Genomic DNA, 16,216 nt, shown 5'->3' on the forward strand with positions numbered 1-16,216 from the left:
AGTTCAAATTAGTTACATACTGCACCATTGTTGCAAATATATTTTATTTTGAACTTTTTGTTATTAAAGAGTTAATTATTAATTGCCCTGAAAGTTTTTTATGTATAGGCTGTACATAGGACTTCACATGAGGTGGGCTTTTAGCTTTAAGAAGTCGAGTAGGTTGACTCTTTATCCCCATGTGAACACGTCCAAAATTATAAATAAGTAATGTTAATTACTGCATTACGTACAAAATATATTCTAACTGGGGAAAATTAGAATGAAACTTAAAAGCAATGCGCTAAATCAAGCAATTAAATTTGCATTAGCAACAACAACCACAGCAGGTTTGTTTATTTCAGGTTCTGCTGTTGCAGCAGAAGAAAGCGAAACTAAAGTTAATAAAAACGTTGAAAAAATTGCCGTAGTGGGTACTCGCTCAGCGCCACGCTCTATTGGTGATTCACCGGTTCCTATTGATATTATTGGCGGTGAAGAGCTAGAAAAGTCTGGTAACACAGACATGCTAGAGCTACTTAAAGGCTCTGTTCCTTCTTTTAATGTTCACCAAAACCCTATCAGTGATGCTGCATCACTAGTACGCCCAGCTAACTTACGTGGCTTACCTTCAGACAGCACATTAATTCTTTTAAACGGTAAACGCCGTCACCGTGCTTCTGTTATTGCATTTTTAGGTGGTGGTATTAACGATGGTGCACAAGGCGCTGATATTTCAGTTATTCCTAGCATTGCACTTAAGCAAGTAGAAGTACTACGTGATGGTGCAGCAGCACAATACGGCTCAGATGCAATCGCAGGTGTAATGAACTTCCAACTTAAAGATGCCTCTGAAGGCGGTAAACTTGAAGTACGCCATGGTCAATACTACGAAGGCGACGGTGATACCACACAGATATCGGGTAACGTAGGCTTACCATTTACTGACAACGGTTTTGCTAACTTAAGTTTTCAATATAAAACAGCAGATGCAACAAGTCGCTCAGAGCAACGCCCTGATGCAGCTGCGCTTTCTGCTGCAGGTGTACCAGAAGTGTCTTCGCTTGCGCAAGTTTGGGGTGCCCCAGAGGTTGATGACGACATTTCAATTTTTGGTAACTTTGGTTTAGAACTAACAAACGACTCAGAATTTTATATGTTTGGTAACTACTCTGAGCGTGATGTACGTGGTGGTTTTTACTACCGTAACCCGCACACTCGCCCAGGTGTATACTCAAACGATGGCGGTGAAACACTGCTTGTTGCCGATTTAACAGAAGACATGAGCGGTAACTGTCCTACTATCGCAATTGATGACAACGTACTAGATAACCCAGACTACATTAGCGGTGTTGCTAATAACCCTGATTGTTTTGCATTTAACGAAACCATTCCTGGCGGTTTTACGCCTAACTTTGGTGGTAACATCACAGATACCTCTTTAACTATTGGTACAAAGGGTATGTTTACGGGTGGTTTCCTTAAAGATGCATTTTACGATTTAAGCGGTACGGTGGGTTTAAACGAATCTCGCTACTTTATTTACGACACGGTTAATGCGTCGTTAGGTGCAGACAGCCCACGTGATTTTAGCCCAGGTAAATATGAGCAACTAGAGAAAAACTTTAACTTTGACCTTTCTAAAGGCTTTGATTTTGACCTGGCGTACGATGTAAATATTGCCGGTGGTTTAGAATGGCACGAAGAAACATTTACTGTAATTTCTGGTGATGAAGCATCATTCACTGCAGGTCCTTTAACTGAGCAAGGTTTTGGTATTGGCTCTAATGGTTTCCCTGGTTTCAAACCTTCTGATGCTGGCGAATATACTCGCCGTAACTACGCAGCTTATGTAGATATTGAAGCACCATTTACAGAAGAATTCTTAATGGGCCTTGCGGTACGTTTTGAAGATTACGACAGCTTTGGTACAACAACAAACTACAAAGTAATGGCGCAGTACCACGTAACTGAAGATCTAAATATTCGTGGCTCAGTAAGCACAGGTTTCCGTGCCCCTACTGTTGGCCAAGCGAACGTTAGTAACGTACAAACCAACTTAAGTGATGGTGTATTACAAGATTCAGCACTTTTACCACCAACAAACCCAATTGCAGTGCAATTAGGTGGTACAGAGCTTGAGCCAGAAGAATCGCAAAGCTACACATTAGGTGCGGTTTACACTATTGGTGATTTATTTGTAACACTTGATTACTACAATATTGAAGTTGATGACCGTATCAGCCAATCTGAAAAAATTGTACTTAGCCAAGATGATAAAGACACGTTAGAAGCAGCAGGCGTACCAAATGCGCAAAGCTATGCACAAGTGAGCTTTTTCACAAATGACTTTGATACAACAACGCAAGGTATTGACTTAGTAGCAAACTACACAGCTGACATGCTAGGCGGAAGCTCTACATTTAGCCTTGCTTACAACTGGAATGAAACTGAGGTAACTAAGTTCAGCGACATTACTGGTGAGTTTAAAGTTAAGCGTTTAGAAGAAGATTTACCTAATCACCGTGCAACGCTTACTTGGGCACAGCAGTGGGAATCTTTTTCAATGTTTACCCGTGCTAATTACTACGGCGAATACCAAGGTGTTCACGTAGATTACGATGCAACAGCAAAAACAGCTGACGCAGCAGTAACTATTGACGCTGAAATAACGTACTTCTTAAATGAGTCTATTAGTTTCTCGGTAGGTGCACAAAACATCTTTGACCAAGACGCTGAAAAACTTGATTTTGAAGACCGTACGGGTATCCCTAACAATAACTGGGGTGGCCAATACTACGAGACATCTCCATACGGTATTAACGGTGGCTTCTACTACGCGAAAGCAACCTATACTTTCTAATATTTTTTCATGATAAACCAAGGCGAAATGTTAAGACATTTCGCCTTTTTTATTTTATATTAATTAAAAAACGATAATGCCTCATTATGCTAATTAAAAAAGCCAATCAATTACTACAAGAAAATAAACTCAAAGAAGCCGAGTTTCATTTTAAAGCAATTTTAAATAGTAACCCGCAAAGCGGCGAAGCATTATTTGGTTTAGGCAGGATAGCACTTAGGTTAGAGCGCTATGATGCAGCGGTATACTTATTACAAAAAGCATGCGAACGTTTACCCCATATGCTTGAGCCACTGCACGCCCTTGCCGATGCATTTAATGGTGTTAATTCCCCTAATGATGCGCTTAAAGTACTCGAATATGCTAAAAGTCTCGCAAGCCATAACCCAGAGCCTCATTATTATTTAGCTCAGCATTATTTAAGCTACGGCGAATTAGACAAAGCACACACCACATTTGCGCATGCGCTAAGCATGGGGCTATACCCCGTAACTGCCTATACTTTATTTGAACTAGTACAATTAGGCCGTTTCAATAAAGAACATAATTATGTGAGCAACCTGCACCACTTTTTAACGCAAACGAATAACGTGCGTTTAAAAATGGTGTGTTACTACGCGTTAGGTAAAAGCTACGACAAACTAGAAGATACAGAGCAAGCATTTAACTACTATGTGCTTGCCAACAAACTTCAAAAAAAGCTTACTCACTTTAAAACCAGTGACTTAGTGCCTTTTTATGAAACAATCATAACGCATAATACACAACAGCTAATTGCATCTGCCGATCACACTTTTTCCGGCACTATTACGCCCGTGTTTATTATTGGTATGCCCCGCAGCGGCTCAACCTTACTTGAGCAAATGATGGCCTGCCACTCACAGTTTGCTACATTAGGTGAAAACACCAGTATCGCTAACCAAGTGGTGGCGTTTATAGAGCAGCAAACGCAAACCCCTTACCCGCAATGCTTAAGCGCACTTAGTAACGATTTAATCGCAAAAGCTCGCAATATTTATATTGAGGAATTAAAAAAAGCACAGCCTGTACGCCCTTTCATTATTAATAAGCTACCGAGTAACTATCAGTCTATTGGCTTAATTTACTTGCTGTTCCCTAATGCTAAATTTATTAATTTAAGTAGAGATTTTAATGCCACTGCTTTTTCGGTGTTCAGTAACTACTTTGCCGAAAATGAGCCGTACTTTTGTGATTTAAAAGAATTTAAACTTTACCATGCGTTGTATGCAAAATTAATGGACCATTGGCGCAGCCTGCCCTCATTAGCGCTATACGATATTCATTATGAGCAAATAGTTGCCGAGCCTGAGTCGCAGCTAAGTGCTTTATTTTCGTTTTTAGGGTGTGAGTATGAACCGCAATGCTTAGCATTTTATAAGCGTAAGGCTGCTGTTAGCACATTAAGCAAACAAGCCATTAGGCAGCCAATTAATACACAGGCACTCGCGCATTGGGAGCGCTATAAAACACCGCTTTTAAAACAATTTGAATGAGCCTAATTGCCTAACTGTGCTCGTTAAACCAGCTTACAACATCTTTAAATTGTTCATCCCGTGCCTGAGGGTGAGTAAGCATATTAATATGATCGTAATCCACACTATGACCATGGCGCTTGCCATAAATTTTAAGGGTTTGTTTTCCAGGCCCGGACTCTGCCATAAACTTTGTAATATCAATAGGCTGCGCAAGAGCCTTATCGTTTACAGCGCCAATATGTAGTGTAGGAGGCACCTGCACTTTAGCTAAGGCTTTTGCATAGTCAAAACCATCATCGCTATCTATCCATGGCCTTTTTTTAGCCCACTGCATGCTTTGATAATGCGACTTTTGCGATTCGTTATCGCTGCCCCACTTATAGCCTTTAGCGTTTAAGTAACCCTGTTTTTTAGCCAATATGGGCGCCATAAAATACCAAATTACATTTGCTTGTAGTAACTTTTTAGGGTGATTGTTAAACAAAGAGCGTTTAGAGCCAAAATAAGCACACGCTTTAACCTCTTTTAAATACTCAGGAAAACGTGCAAAAACACTATTCATTAAAACGCCTCCCCAAGAGTGAGCAACCCAATAGTCTGGCCTTTTACCCTCAAATTGTTCAATGTAATTAATAAAGGCGGGGATATCTTCTACTATTGCCTCTGTTTGACCATATTTAGCCTGCGGCGAAATAAGCGGCTTGCTCTCTCCACGCCCGCGCAGGTCTGCTACATAACAGCAGTAGCCTTGCTCAGCCAAATAAGGAGCTAGCCCCTTATTGCTATGAGTATAAAAAATTTTGCCGTTTTCTACTGCGCCGTGCATAAAAAACACCACGGGGCCCGCTTGCTTGTCGTTTGCTATACGGCGTAAATGTAGCGTTTGCTGATTGCCTAGTTGAACAAAATGTGAGTGCTGTGTAATTGCCACAAATTTTCCTTTATTATTTTTAGCCACTCATCCTACCAGTACCACTGTTAATTCTAAAGTAAATGGTTGCACTTTTTAGTGGGGCATTTGATACAATTGCGCCATTATTTAATTGCTAAATTAATGCTATGAAATCAAAACAAGTCTCTAACAAGCTCCACCCACGCAACCAACATTTACATGGCTACGATTTAGACATGCTATGTGATAAGCACGATGCGTTAACCCCATTCATCATCGTCACCCCTGCGGGGAGTAAAAGCATTGATTTTACCAATAACACAGCAGTAAAAACGCTTAATCAAGCGCTTTTAAAAGCGCATTATAAAATAGATTTTTGGGATATTCCTGAGCATAATCTTTGCCCTCCTATTCCTGGTCGCGTTGATTACATTCATTACTTGGCAGACTTATTAAGCGACGATAACCAACAAAATATTCCAACTGGCAGGCAAATTAAGGTGCTCGATATTGGCACAGGGGCCAATTTGGTCTACCCGTTAACGGGTAATCATGAATACAACTGGCACTTTACTGGTAGCGACATCGATGGAAATTCTATAAAAATAGCGAAACAAATCGCCCAATTTAATGGTTTAAAAATAACCCTTAAACACCAAAAAAACGCATCATCTATTTTTGAAAATATTATAAATCACAAAGATTTATTTCATTTAACCTTGTGTAACCCCCCGTTTCACGCAAGCGCAGAAGAGGCCAATAAAGGGTCGCAGCGCAAATGGAAAAACTTAGGAAAATCACCTAAAAACACCCTTAATTTTGGCGGGCAAAATAATGAGTTATGGTGCGAGGGCGGTGAAGCACAGTTTATTAGCAATATGATTGCCCAAAGTGAGCAATTTGCAGAGCAAGTAATATGGTTTACCTCCTTGGTTTCAAAAAAAGAAACGCTTAAAGTGTTAGAAAATAAATTAAGCACCCTCCCTATTGCCGAATATAAAATTATAGACATGGCACAAGGACAAAAAGTAAGTCGCTTTATTGCCTGGAGTTATTTTGATAAAGCCACCCGTGAACAAATTTTTGAAGAGCTTGTTTAAACCCATAAAAAACAAAAAAGCCTGTAGTACTTAATAAAGGAATAACCACCATGATAGATTTTCGCTCAGACACGGTTACTAAACCCTCAAAAGCCATGCGCGATATAATGTATAACGCGCCAGTAGGCGATGATGTGTACGGGGATGATCCTAGCGTAAACCAACTAGAAGCCTATGCAAGTGAGCGTTTTAGCTTTGAAGCCGCACTTTATTGTAGCTCTGGCACGCAAGCTAACTTACTTGCGCTTATGGCTCATTGCGAACGCGGAGATGAATATATTTGCGGGCAAAATGCCCATAACTATAAATTTGAAGGCGGTGGCGCTGCAGTATTAGGCTCTATTCAACCACAACCGATTGAGAATGAACCCGATGGCAGCCTCTGCTTTGATAAAATTGCCGCAGCAATAAAACCAGACGATAGCCATTTTGCCAACACCCGCTTACTTAGCCTTGAAAACACCATAGGCGGAAAAGTACTCCCCCTTAGCTACTTAGCCAAAGCACGTCATTTTGTAAATGAGCACTCGTTGGCTCTGCACTTAGATGGCGCACGTGCGTTTAATGCGGCGGTTGAATTAAACGTTGATATTACAGATATTACCCAGCACTTTGACTCTGTTTCAATTTGCTTATCGAAAGGGCTAGGTGCTCCCGTTGGCTCGCTATTACTAGGCACAAAGGCGCTTATCACAAAAGCACGGCGCTGGAGAAAAGTACTCGGTGGTGGCATGCGCCAAGCAGGAATGCTGGCAGCCGCGGGGCAATACGCACTTGAAAATAACGTCTCTCGCTTAAAAGACGATCACGCTAATGCGCGTTATTTAGCAGGTAAGCTTAATGAGCTCAATGGGTTTAGCGTTGATATGAGTAACACCACTAACATGGTGTATGCGCGCTATTCAAGTGAGTTAAATATAGCGCATATTAGCGAGCAATTAGCACAACAAGGCATATTAATCAGCCCAAGCAAACAGCTTAGGCTAGTCACTCATCTTGATATAAACAAAGATGATATAGATACTTTTATACGAGCCTTAGCGGCCCATATTTAACTCAGCCTTATAGTGCTTGCGGCACACCGACACATAACGGTCGTTGCCGCCAATTTCTACTTGGTTACCATCGGCAATGGCATTGCCGTTTTCATCTGTACGCAATACATGATTGGCTTTACGGCCGCAATGGCACACTGTTTTAAGCTCAACCAGTTTATCGGCCCATGCTAGCAAGTACTGAGAGCCAATAAATAACTCACCTCTAAAGTCGCTTCGCAGGCCATAACACAATACCGGAATACCAAGTTCATCAACCACATCTGTCAGCTGCATAACTTGCTCTTTAGACAAAAACTGGCATTCGTCAACCAATACACAGTGGCGCTTTTTTTCGTTTTGCAGATTTTGGATCAGCTCAAAAACATTTTTTGACGCATCAAATATATGCGCATCAGCTTGCAGCCCGATACGAGACGATACTTTTCCTACACCAGAGCGGTTATCAATTGCAGCCGTTAAAATAACTGGCTCCATACCGCGCTCACGATAGTTAAACGCAGATTGTAATAAGGTGGTTGATTTACCCGCATTCATCGCAGAGTAGTAAAAGTATAATTGAGCCATTGCCGTGCCTTAAGATAAAAAGTGCGCTTATGCTACCTTAATATGCGATTAATACCAATTTCATATCGCTATTTTAGTTAATAAGCACTTTGATTTTCTTACTACTCAACAGCTTGCAAGTATTTTATATAAATTTGTGCACTGTCAAAGCGCGCTAACCATTGCCATATCTCTTTACTAAGCTGGCTATTTTGCTGGTAAAACTGCTTTGAAAAAATTAAATAACCGTCGGTTGTTTCATAAGGTGGGTAAAGGGGTTTTACATCGCTCCCTTTATGTTGATAGCTCGACACTTTTAAGTCATCTACTTGGCATAAATCAACACTTGCCTGTACCACTCCTTTATCAAGTAATTCAAATGCTTTTTCTTTTGAAAAAGTATTATGGATGTAAAAAGGCTCTTCTTTTAGCGCGCTGTTTAAGCCATAGCCATTAGGAATGGCGATAGTGAACGCTTTATTTTGAAATACTTCGCGTGTTTGCCATTGTTTATGAAAACGAGCCCGCCCTATTAAGCAGCTACTAAAACGACTCACTGCAAATTTTTCTAGCAACACCCCTTTTTCGTTTGTAGGGTACACAGCAAAACGTTCACGCCCATCACGATAGCTGGCAATAACGGCATTAACACGGTTAAGCTCTAAATCGTTTAAGCATCTGCGCCATGGTTTTCTAACAAATGAAATAGACACATGGGGTATGTCGGCATCTAGTTGCTTTAAAATTTCAATTGAGGCGCCAGGGTTATCTATAGGTACCTCTTGCCCAATGCCCAAAAACATAGGTGCAACGTCTTTATCTTCGTAGCAAAATATAAGTGTTTGTGGGTTAGCAAACACTGCTGAAGAAAACATCAAACCAAATATAAATAAATAATTTAAGCTGCTGATACTCATAATAATTTTTATTAGTAAATAATGTAAATTGTAGCTTGTGATAACAAAGCTGCCAGTGCTGCAACAGTTAAATTATCCCTTCATGCTTTAGTAACCAACTTTTTCTCTCAAGGCCACCAGCGTACCCAGTAAGCCTTGAGTTTGCACCAATAATTCGATGGCATGGCACAATAATACTGATGGGGTTTTTGCCATTTGCAGCCCCGACTGCTCTTACCGCCTTAGGGTTATTTAATTGTTTAGCTATATCGCCGTAGGTCATGGTTTTGCCAAAAGGGACGCTGAGCAACGCTTGCCACACACCATTTTGAAAAGGCGTACCTTGTGTATCTAATGGCACATTAAAGGTTTTGCGCTGACCATTAAAGTATTCGTTTAATTGTTTTACGCAGATTAAAACCGCTTCATTTGTTACTTGCTCAACGGGTGTATGGGTGTAGTGTGTTCTTGGGTAAAAACCAACATAGCTCACCCCGTTTTCAGTCGCTTGAATAATAACATCGTCAATCGGGCTCGAAATTGCGGTCTGTATAATCATGAAAGTTGCTGCCATAGTTGAAACGTTAAGTACGAGCGAAATGGAGCGCTCAGCTCTGGGTTAAATTGCTTAGCATTGATCAGCGCCTTTTTTACCCCGAGATCGCCGGCTAATAGTATATCTGGGTTACTTTGCCCGCGCAGTTTAGCGTAGTTAACAGTCCATGGGCCTATGCCTTTTATATCGAGCCAATTATCCAAAACCCTGTTATCGGGGTTATCTGCGCAGTACTTAGATAAATTTTTTAATGCATTTTTGCGCGATTGCGGCATTTTAAAAAATTCAAAGTCGCATGTCGCTAAATCCTCAGGCTGTGGAAAATACACTTTATCTGCGTGTTTATCGCCTCGCTCTGCGACCAGCTTTGTAACTAAAGTGTGCGCTGCCCCCACGCTAACTTGTTGGCCCAATACAGCGCGGATCCCCGCTTCAAAGCTTGACCATATCCCAGGTAAGCGTAGCCCTTCACTTAATGTAAATGCCCCATTAATACTGTTTTTTAAGTGGCTTTCAATAGGGTTTATATCGGCATCTACATCAAGTACACGGCGTATATTATTAATTACTTTTTGTAAGTGCTCGGTATTATTTATTACTATTTCAACTTTAAAATGGTTATTTTGCGCCTTAAACTGCGCATTAAAATAACCTACCGCCCCTTTTAGCTTAAATGTTCGCCCGTAACTGGTTGGGGTTATCCACTCCATAGGCTCTATTAACCGCTTTGACAAAAAGCTGTGCAAAGCCTGCCAATTGTAAGGAGGTCTAAAAGGGAGAGTTAATACAATCACTGGGGTTGCCTCTTTTTTTGATTTTCTGAGCTTTGATGGCGCTATATTTAATTGTTGTAAAAAAGCATCGTTAAAACGTCGCACACTTTTAAACCCAGCGGCAAATGCAATATCGGTTATAGGTAATGTGGTCTCTTGAATCAGCTTTTTAGCAAACTGACATTGGTTAAATAACCGATACTGAGTAACAGACACACCAAAGTGCTGATTAAATATGCGTCGCAAATATCGACTGGTAATACCCAAACGAGTAGCTAGCATTTCGCAATTACAGCTGTCACCTAAATCAATTAACTGCTTAGCTCTGAGCGCTGTTGTTTTTACCCCTTGCCAAGCAGCGCTGCCCGGAGCGCTATCGGGCCTGCAGCGTATGCACGGTCTGAAACCTGCTTGCGCTGCGTTATGCGCATATTGATAATACACCACATTTTTTTCTTGAGCGGTGGGCGCGGGGCAAATTGGCCGGCAATAAATACCGGTACTTTTTACTGCAACGTAAAACAAGCCATCAAATCGTGCATCGCGGCTTTGCCGTGCTTTTTGCCAATACTGATTATTCATGTAGGGTCTTAATCAATAAAACGTACCTTAGCATAACAATTTTTAAAGCAGATACTGGCCGTTTTCGGCACTCATCTGCTTTTAAAAAAGTATTATACCAACCCACTTAATTAAGCGTTTTAGTATCACTATTGCTCTGCAAAATCGAGCAAGTCTTGGCCTGCTAGGCGGTAGATTATCCATTCGTTTTGAGCTTTTGCCCCAATGCTATTATAAAAATCTATAGCGGGTTTATTCCAATCCAGTACTACCCACTCAAAACGTCCACAGTCGTTTTTTATAGCTTTATTAGCAAGGTGTTTCATTATTAGTTTGCCCGCACCATTGCCACGGCTATCGGGGCTTACGTATAAATCTTCCAGATATAAGCCATTTTTACCCAGCCAGGTAGAGTAATTATAAAAATACACCGCAAAGCCAATAGGCTCATCATCTTCAAAGCAAATAACACTGTGTGCAGTTGCCCCCTCACTAAACAGCGTTTTTATAATTGCTTGCTCATCTGTTTTTACTGCATCGGGTTCTTTTTCGTAAATGGCCAGTTCGGTAATAAACTGTAAAATGGTTGGCGCATCGCTTTTTTTAGCGTCGCGTATTTGTATTTGCTTACTCATGTTATTAATCCTAAAAGTACTGCTCTATTTTTTCTTTTAAAATATCAAGCTGAATGGGTTTAGTTAAGTAGTCATCCATACCGGCATTAATACAACGCTCTTTATCTGAGTCCATTGCATTGGCGGTTAGGGCAATTATTTTTATTGCTTTGTGCTCATCCCCTGCCATACCGTCTCTTATATTAGCCGTGGCGTCAAAGCCATCCATTACCGGCATTTGGCAATCCATTAACACTAAATCAAAATACCCTTCGTTATGCTCACTTAAGGTATTTATGGCTTCTTGACCATTTTGCGCCAGTATCACTTCGCAATTTAGCTTTTTAAGCATCAGTGTAGAAACATGCTGATTAACGGGGTTATCCTCAACTAATAAAATTTTTGCAGGTGTGTCTGATTTTTCTTTTCTGAGTGACGAAATATACCCTGGGGTCACCAAAGGAAGGGGCTCCGTGCTGTCTGAACTTGTAATAACCGATAACGCAGAAATTAAATCGGCGGTTGTAACCGGCTTAGGAAAATAAGCCTGAAAACCAATTTTTGAGTAGCGCTGAGCGCCTTCCATACCTGCAATACTGGTCATCATTACTAATGGCATGGCTTTATAGTCATCATGTGCTTTAAGCACTTTACACAGCTCCATTCCATCCATTTCTGGCATTTGCATGTCTAGCACGGCAATATCAAACATAGGCTGATCATTTTCTATGCGCTGTGCACATAGTTCAAGCGCCTGTTTTGCACTACTAGCAAGCGTAACATTAGCCCCCCAATGCCCTAATTGCTGAGAGATAACTAAGCGGTTTGTCTCGTTATCATCAACCACTAGTACATTTAAGGAACTCATATTGATATTAGGGATGGTACGTTCTTTTTCGATGCCTTCAGCCACTTGCATGGTTGCAGTAAATTCGCTGCCTTTGCCAGGTTCGCTCGCCAGTGAAATTTTACCATTCATTAGCTCACATAACTGTTTACATATTGCAAGCCCCAGCCCCGTGCCTCCGTATTCTCGCGTGGTTGATGCATCCACTTGCGAAAAAGGGGTAAATAATTGCTGTTGTTTTGCTTCGGTTATGCCTATTCCTGAGTCTTTTACTTTTATATTTAGCAGTAGGTCTTGGTCGGTTTTTTCTATAGATGCGTTCACCACCACTTCACCCTGACTGGTAAATTTAACCGCATTACTAATTAAGTTGGTTACCACTTGGCGTATGCGCCCGGGGTCGCCCATTAAATGTGAAGGCTCCAAGGAGACTAAATCTAAAATAATCTCAATGCCTTTTTCTTGTGCGGTAAAGGCCTGTGCCTCGGCTATTTCGCCAATTAAGTCGCGCGCATTAAAATGTATATGCTCAAGCTCAACTTTGCCTGCTTCCGCCTTAGAAAAATCTAAAATATCGTTAATAACGCCGAGTAAAGAATGAGCACTGCTTTTAGCAATAGCGACCTTTTTTTCTATTGGTTTACTTAATGGTTCTAATTCTACCAGCTCTAACATGCCTAATACGCCATTCATCGGTGTACGAATTTCGTGGCTCATAGTTGCTAAAAACTGGCTTTTTGCTACAGCAGCATCTTGTGCTTGCACTAAAGCAACCTTTAGCTTTTCAGCGGTTTCTTTACGCTTTTGCGAGACCAAGGTACTACCGACTAACGTAGCCAAAGAGCGCAAGTAGGTTTCTTCGCTTTGCGTCCAAGTGTGCTTAACCCCTACAGTTTCTGCGCATAAAATACCTAAATTTCCATCGCCTGATGAAATAACCGCATCCAGCATTGACTGAATATTTAATGGTTGAGTATAACTTTGCGTAAATTCAATGGTTGCCTTATGCGTATATACATCTTCAATTGCCACTAGGTTTTGCTCAAAAATAGCCTCATAGTAACTTGGAAAATCAACCTTTTTAAGAACGCCGTCAAAATCTACAAATCCATCTTGTCGAGTATATAAACCATGGCACGCCATTTCGTCGCACTGTTTGTTAAATATCCAAATAGAGGCACGCTCAACATTTAATACCTCTACCATCGACTTTATCGTCAGCTTTTTAACTTGCGCAACGTCGCTATTTTGTACCTCAGGCGAAACCGTTAATGACGCTAAATTTTTGTTATAGGCGTTTGCTTTTTCGCTTTCTAACTCTAGGCGTTTATGTGCATCAATACTTTGGAACGAGCCAAAAACACGCACACATTTGCCGTCTTTAAATTCCGCCTGCCCCATCGACTTAACCCAGCGCTCTTTACCGGTATAAGTTAAAATTATCAGCTCAACACTCCAGCTTTCGCCTAAAGTCACCGCACATTCAAACAACGTACTAATTTTATCGCGGTGCTCTCCTGGCTTATAAAAGTTAATGGCTGTATCAATATTAGGTTCAAACCCGTCGGGAACTTCGTGTATGACTTTTACTTCGTCTGACCAATACATGGTTTGGTTTTCAAGGTTTATTTCCCATGCGCCAATTTGGCCTTGTTTACTCATTGCCTCAAGCAGGTTTTGTTGGCGGGTAATTTCTACTTGAGTATTATGGCGCTCAGTAATGTCTAAAATAAAGCCATCTAAATAAAGAACCTCGTTGTCATCGCCATAAATTGCTTGGCCTTTTTCGTGTACCCAACGAATACTGCCATCATTTCTTTTTACTCTGTATTCAATAGACCAGGGCAGCTTTTGTGCAATACAGGTACTTACCTGCAGCTCAACATCTTGATTGCCATCGTGAATAATAGCGGCAAAGCTTAGTGTTTTATTATTAATAAAGTCACCAGGCGTATAGCCTGTTATGTCTTTTACTTGGTCACTCATGTACAACATGGTCCAAGCTTTATCGAACTTACATCGATAAATAACCCCCGGAATATTTTCCACTAAAGAAGCAAAGCGATCGCGGCTATACTGTAGCTCTGACTCTATTTGCTTGCGCTCGGTAATATCTAAATGTGTTCCAATCATACGACGAGGCGACCCATCTAGGTTCCAGTCGACTACTTTTGCAGTATCGAGTACCCAAACCCAGTGGCCATCTTTGTGTTTCATTCGCGCTTCGCTGACATAGTAATCAGTGTCACCATTAAAGTGCGCTTTTAGCTTTTGCTCTGAAATAACCAAATCATCGGGGTGTGCAAACTTATACCAAGTATTGATAGTGGTAGGTTCTAACTCGCTGAGTTTATAGCCTATTATTTCTGCCCAGCGATTATTAAAAGTCACTTTGCTGGTATCTATAAACCAATCCCATATTCCTACGGCGGTGGTATCTATGACTAACTGAAGCTGGGTTTTGTGCTGCTCAAGTTCAAGCTCTTGTAATTTTAATGGCGTGACATCAGTACGAATGGCTATATAGCTTTGCGGTTTACCGTGCTCATCAAAAAATGGCGCTATGGTGGTGTCTACCCAATAAAAGCCACCATGTTTTGCTTTATTACATATTTGGCCGTTCCATACTTCACCCCGTTTAAGGGTTTTATACATGCTTTTAAAAAAGCTTTTGTCGTGCCTTCCTGAGTTAAGTAAACGGTGATTTTGGCCTATAAGCTCATGTTCTTCATAGCCGCTAATTTCACAAAACTTCTTATTTACAAAAGTGATGGTGCCCGCTAAATCTGTTACCGCAACAATGGCATGCTCATCGAGGGCACTTTTTTGCTCATCCAATTGTTTAAACGCAGTTTGCAAAGCAGAGCGCTGCTTTTGCAATATGCTCTGCTGCTCTTCTTTAAATGCCACCATTTTTTGAAGATCTACTGATAACCTATTTAACTCGAGACTATCAGTTAAAGTAGGTACCTTTACTTTCTCGCCATCGGTAATTCGGGCCATTACTGAGGTAAGCTGAATTAAAGGCTTAGATAAGCGCCGACTAAACCACCACGCTGCGCATAAAATGAGAAGTAAAGAAACTGCATTTGTAAAAATAGCCAGCTGCTTATAATAAGTAGAGTCTTTGAGCATAATGTGCAAAGGTTTTGCTGCTAAAAGTTGCCACCCTTGCACACCTAAAAAATTTAAATCACTAATATATGCATGGTATGTCGTGCCGTTGGCACTGGCGTAATCAAACACTTGCTTACTGGTGAGGGCCGTTTGCGAAAAAACAGGCGCCTCATCTGCATTTGTTACTGAAGAGCGCTCTATTTTATTATTATGTAGTACAAAAAAACTCACTTCGTTGTGCATGTTGTGAATGGTGTTTAAGCTTTTTAAAAGGCCATTAATATTGACTTCTGTGAGAATTACCCCCTCTAGTTGTTGCGCCGAATTAAGCAAAGGCATAGCCACAATATTAAACTGCTTGCCATTTAACATAACAGAGCCAAAAGCGGCTGGCGTTGAGGTATTAACCGAATTTATAAGCGTACCAAGCTCACCTTTGTTTATCTGCCCGTAAGGCGAGATAATGGGCTGCTTAAGCGCCGATGCAGCTATAATTTCTATACTATTTACAAAGTCATATTGATTAACAAAATGATTTATTAATTTGCTTTGTTCAAGCGGGAAGTTAGAAAGCTGATTTTTAAAGGTATATAAATCAGTAAGGTGATCATCAAACCATAAATTAGCAAACTCTGATGCGATAGAGCTTAATTCATGAAGCTCTGCATTTGCATTTTTTTGCAAGGTATTATTAACGTGCTGTAAGCTAAACCAGGTCAGCAAGCAAAGTGGAACAATAGCAATAACTAAAAAAGTAATGATCAGCTTACTACGCACAGACTGAGCTGTGCCATTTAGCAGCCCATACTTTTTTCCTTCAACCATGCTATATATCCAACAACTGTAATTGTATTATTTATTACCTATATTAATGCACTAAAACCTAAAAGACGCAAGTTTTAGCCCGTAAAGCGTTTAAAA

At 40.7% G+C, this 16,216-nt stretch carries 11 protein-coding genes; 4 read left to right on the forward strand and 7 right to left on the reverse strand.

Annotation, left to right across the window (positions count from 1 at the left end; genetic code table 11):
* Nucleotides 1–262: 262 nt before the first annotated feature.
* Both CWC04_RS04185 and CWC04_RS04190 read left to right on the forward strand, forming a co-directional pair.
* Entirely contained in the window at nucleotides 263–2,842 is a 2,580-nt protein-coding gene (locus tag CWC04_RS04185) for a TonB-dependent receptor plug domain-containing protein (RefSeq protein ID WP_024031950.1), read from the forward strand.
* An 86-nt stretch (nucleotides 2,843–2,928) separates the two neighbouring features.
* Nucleotides 2,929–4,356 (forward strand): tetratricopeptide repeat-containing sulfotransferase family protein, encoded by a 1,428-nt coding sequence (locus tag CWC04_RS04190; RefSeq protein ID WP_138684686.1) that lies wholly within the window; start codon nucleotides 2,929–2,931, stop codon nucleotides 4,354–4,356.
* A gap of 10 nt (nucleotides 4,357–4,366) precedes the next feature.
* On the opposite strand, the gene CWC04_RS04195 is transcribed toward CWC04_RS04190, so the two are convergent.
* Complete coding sequence (locus CWC04_RS04195; protein WP_138684687.1) at nucleotides 4,367–5,269, reverse strand: alpha/beta fold hydrolase; 903 nt, start codon at nucleotides 5,267–5,269, stop codon at nucleotides 4,367–4,369.
* A 128-nt stretch (nucleotides 5,270–5,397) separates the two neighbouring features.
* On the opposite strand from CWC04_RS04195, the gene rlmF reads away from it, so the two are divergent.
* Together rlmF and ltaE are read left to right on the forward strand one after the other, a co-directional pair.
* Nucleotides 5,398–6,330, forward strand: a complete 933-nt coding sequence (gene rlmF, locus CWC04_RS04200) for a 23S rRNA (adenine(1618)-N(6))-methyltransferase RlmF (protein WP_138684688.1) — start codon at nucleotides 5,398–5,400, stop codon at nucleotides 6,328–6,330.
* Between the two features lie 50 nt (nucleotides 6,331–6,380).
* Nucleotides 6,381–7,385 (forward strand): low-specificity L-threonine aldolase, encoded by a 1,005-nt coding sequence (gene ltaE, locus CWC04_RS04205; RefSeq protein ID WP_138684689.1) that lies wholly within the window; start codon nucleotides 6,381–6,383, stop codon nucleotides 7,383–7,385.
* On the opposite strand, the gene CWC04_RS04210 is transcribed toward ltaE, so the two are convergent.
* The 6 genes from CWC04_RS04210 to CWC04_RS04235 all read right to left on the reverse strand — a co-directional run bounded on the left by CWC04_RS04210 (nucleotide 7,368) and on the right by CWC04_RS04235 (nucleotide 16,120).
* Entirely contained in the window at nucleotides 7,368–7,952 is a 585-nt protein-coding gene (locus CWC04_RS04210) for a thymidine kinase (RefSeq protein WP_004588785.1), read from the reverse strand. The genes ltaE and CWC04_RS04210 overlap by 18 nt on opposite strands.
* A 101-nt stretch (nucleotides 7,953–8,053) precedes the next feature.
* The gene (locus CWC04_RS04215) at nucleotides 8,054–8,848 is read right to left on the reverse strand and encodes a transporter substrate-binding domain-containing protein (protein ID WP_138684690.1); all 795 of its coding nucleotides are present in this window, start codon (nucleotides 8,846–8,848) and stop codon (nucleotides 8,054–8,056) included.
* Nucleotides 8,849–8,915: 67 nt separating this feature from the next.
* A complete protein-coding gene (locus CWC04_RS04220) occupies nucleotides 8,916–9,386 on the reverse strand; it encodes a methylated-DNA--[protein]-cysteine S-methyltransferase (RefSeq protein WP_138684691.1) in 471 nt (156 codons plus the stop codon).
* Nucleotides 9,383–10,738 carry a DNA-3-methyladenine glycosylase 2 family protein gene (locus CWC04_RS04225; RefSeq protein WP_138684692.1) on the reverse strand — a complete coding sequence of 452 codons (1,356 nt, stop codon included), beginning with the start codon at nucleotides 10,736–10,738 and terminating at the stop codon, nucleotides 9,383–9,385. The genes CWC04_RS04220 and CWC04_RS04225 overlap by 4 nt, the downstream gene beginning before the upstream one ends.
* A gap of 128 nt (nucleotides 10,739–10,866) precedes the next feature.
* Complete coding sequence (locus tag CWC04_RS04230; protein WP_126009107.1) at nucleotides 10,867–11,352, reverse strand: GNAT family N-acetyltransferase; 486 nt, start codon at nucleotides 11,350–11,352, stop codon at nucleotides 10,867–10,869.
* Between the two features lie 10 nt (nucleotides 11,353–11,362).
* A complete protein-coding gene (locus CWC04_RS04235; protein ID WP_138684693.1) occupies nucleotides 11,363–16,120 on the reverse strand; it encodes a PAS domain-containing protein in 4,758 nt (1,585 codons plus the stop codon).
* Nucleotides 16,121–16,216: the final 96 nt, after the last annotated feature.

Origin of the sequence: Pseudoalteromonas sp. S2893 (genome assembly GCF_005887105.1) — a bacterium.
Lineage (GTDB): Bacteria > Pseudomonadota > Gammaproteobacteria > Enterobacterales > Alteromonadaceae > Pseudoalteromonas > Pseudoalteromonas atlantica.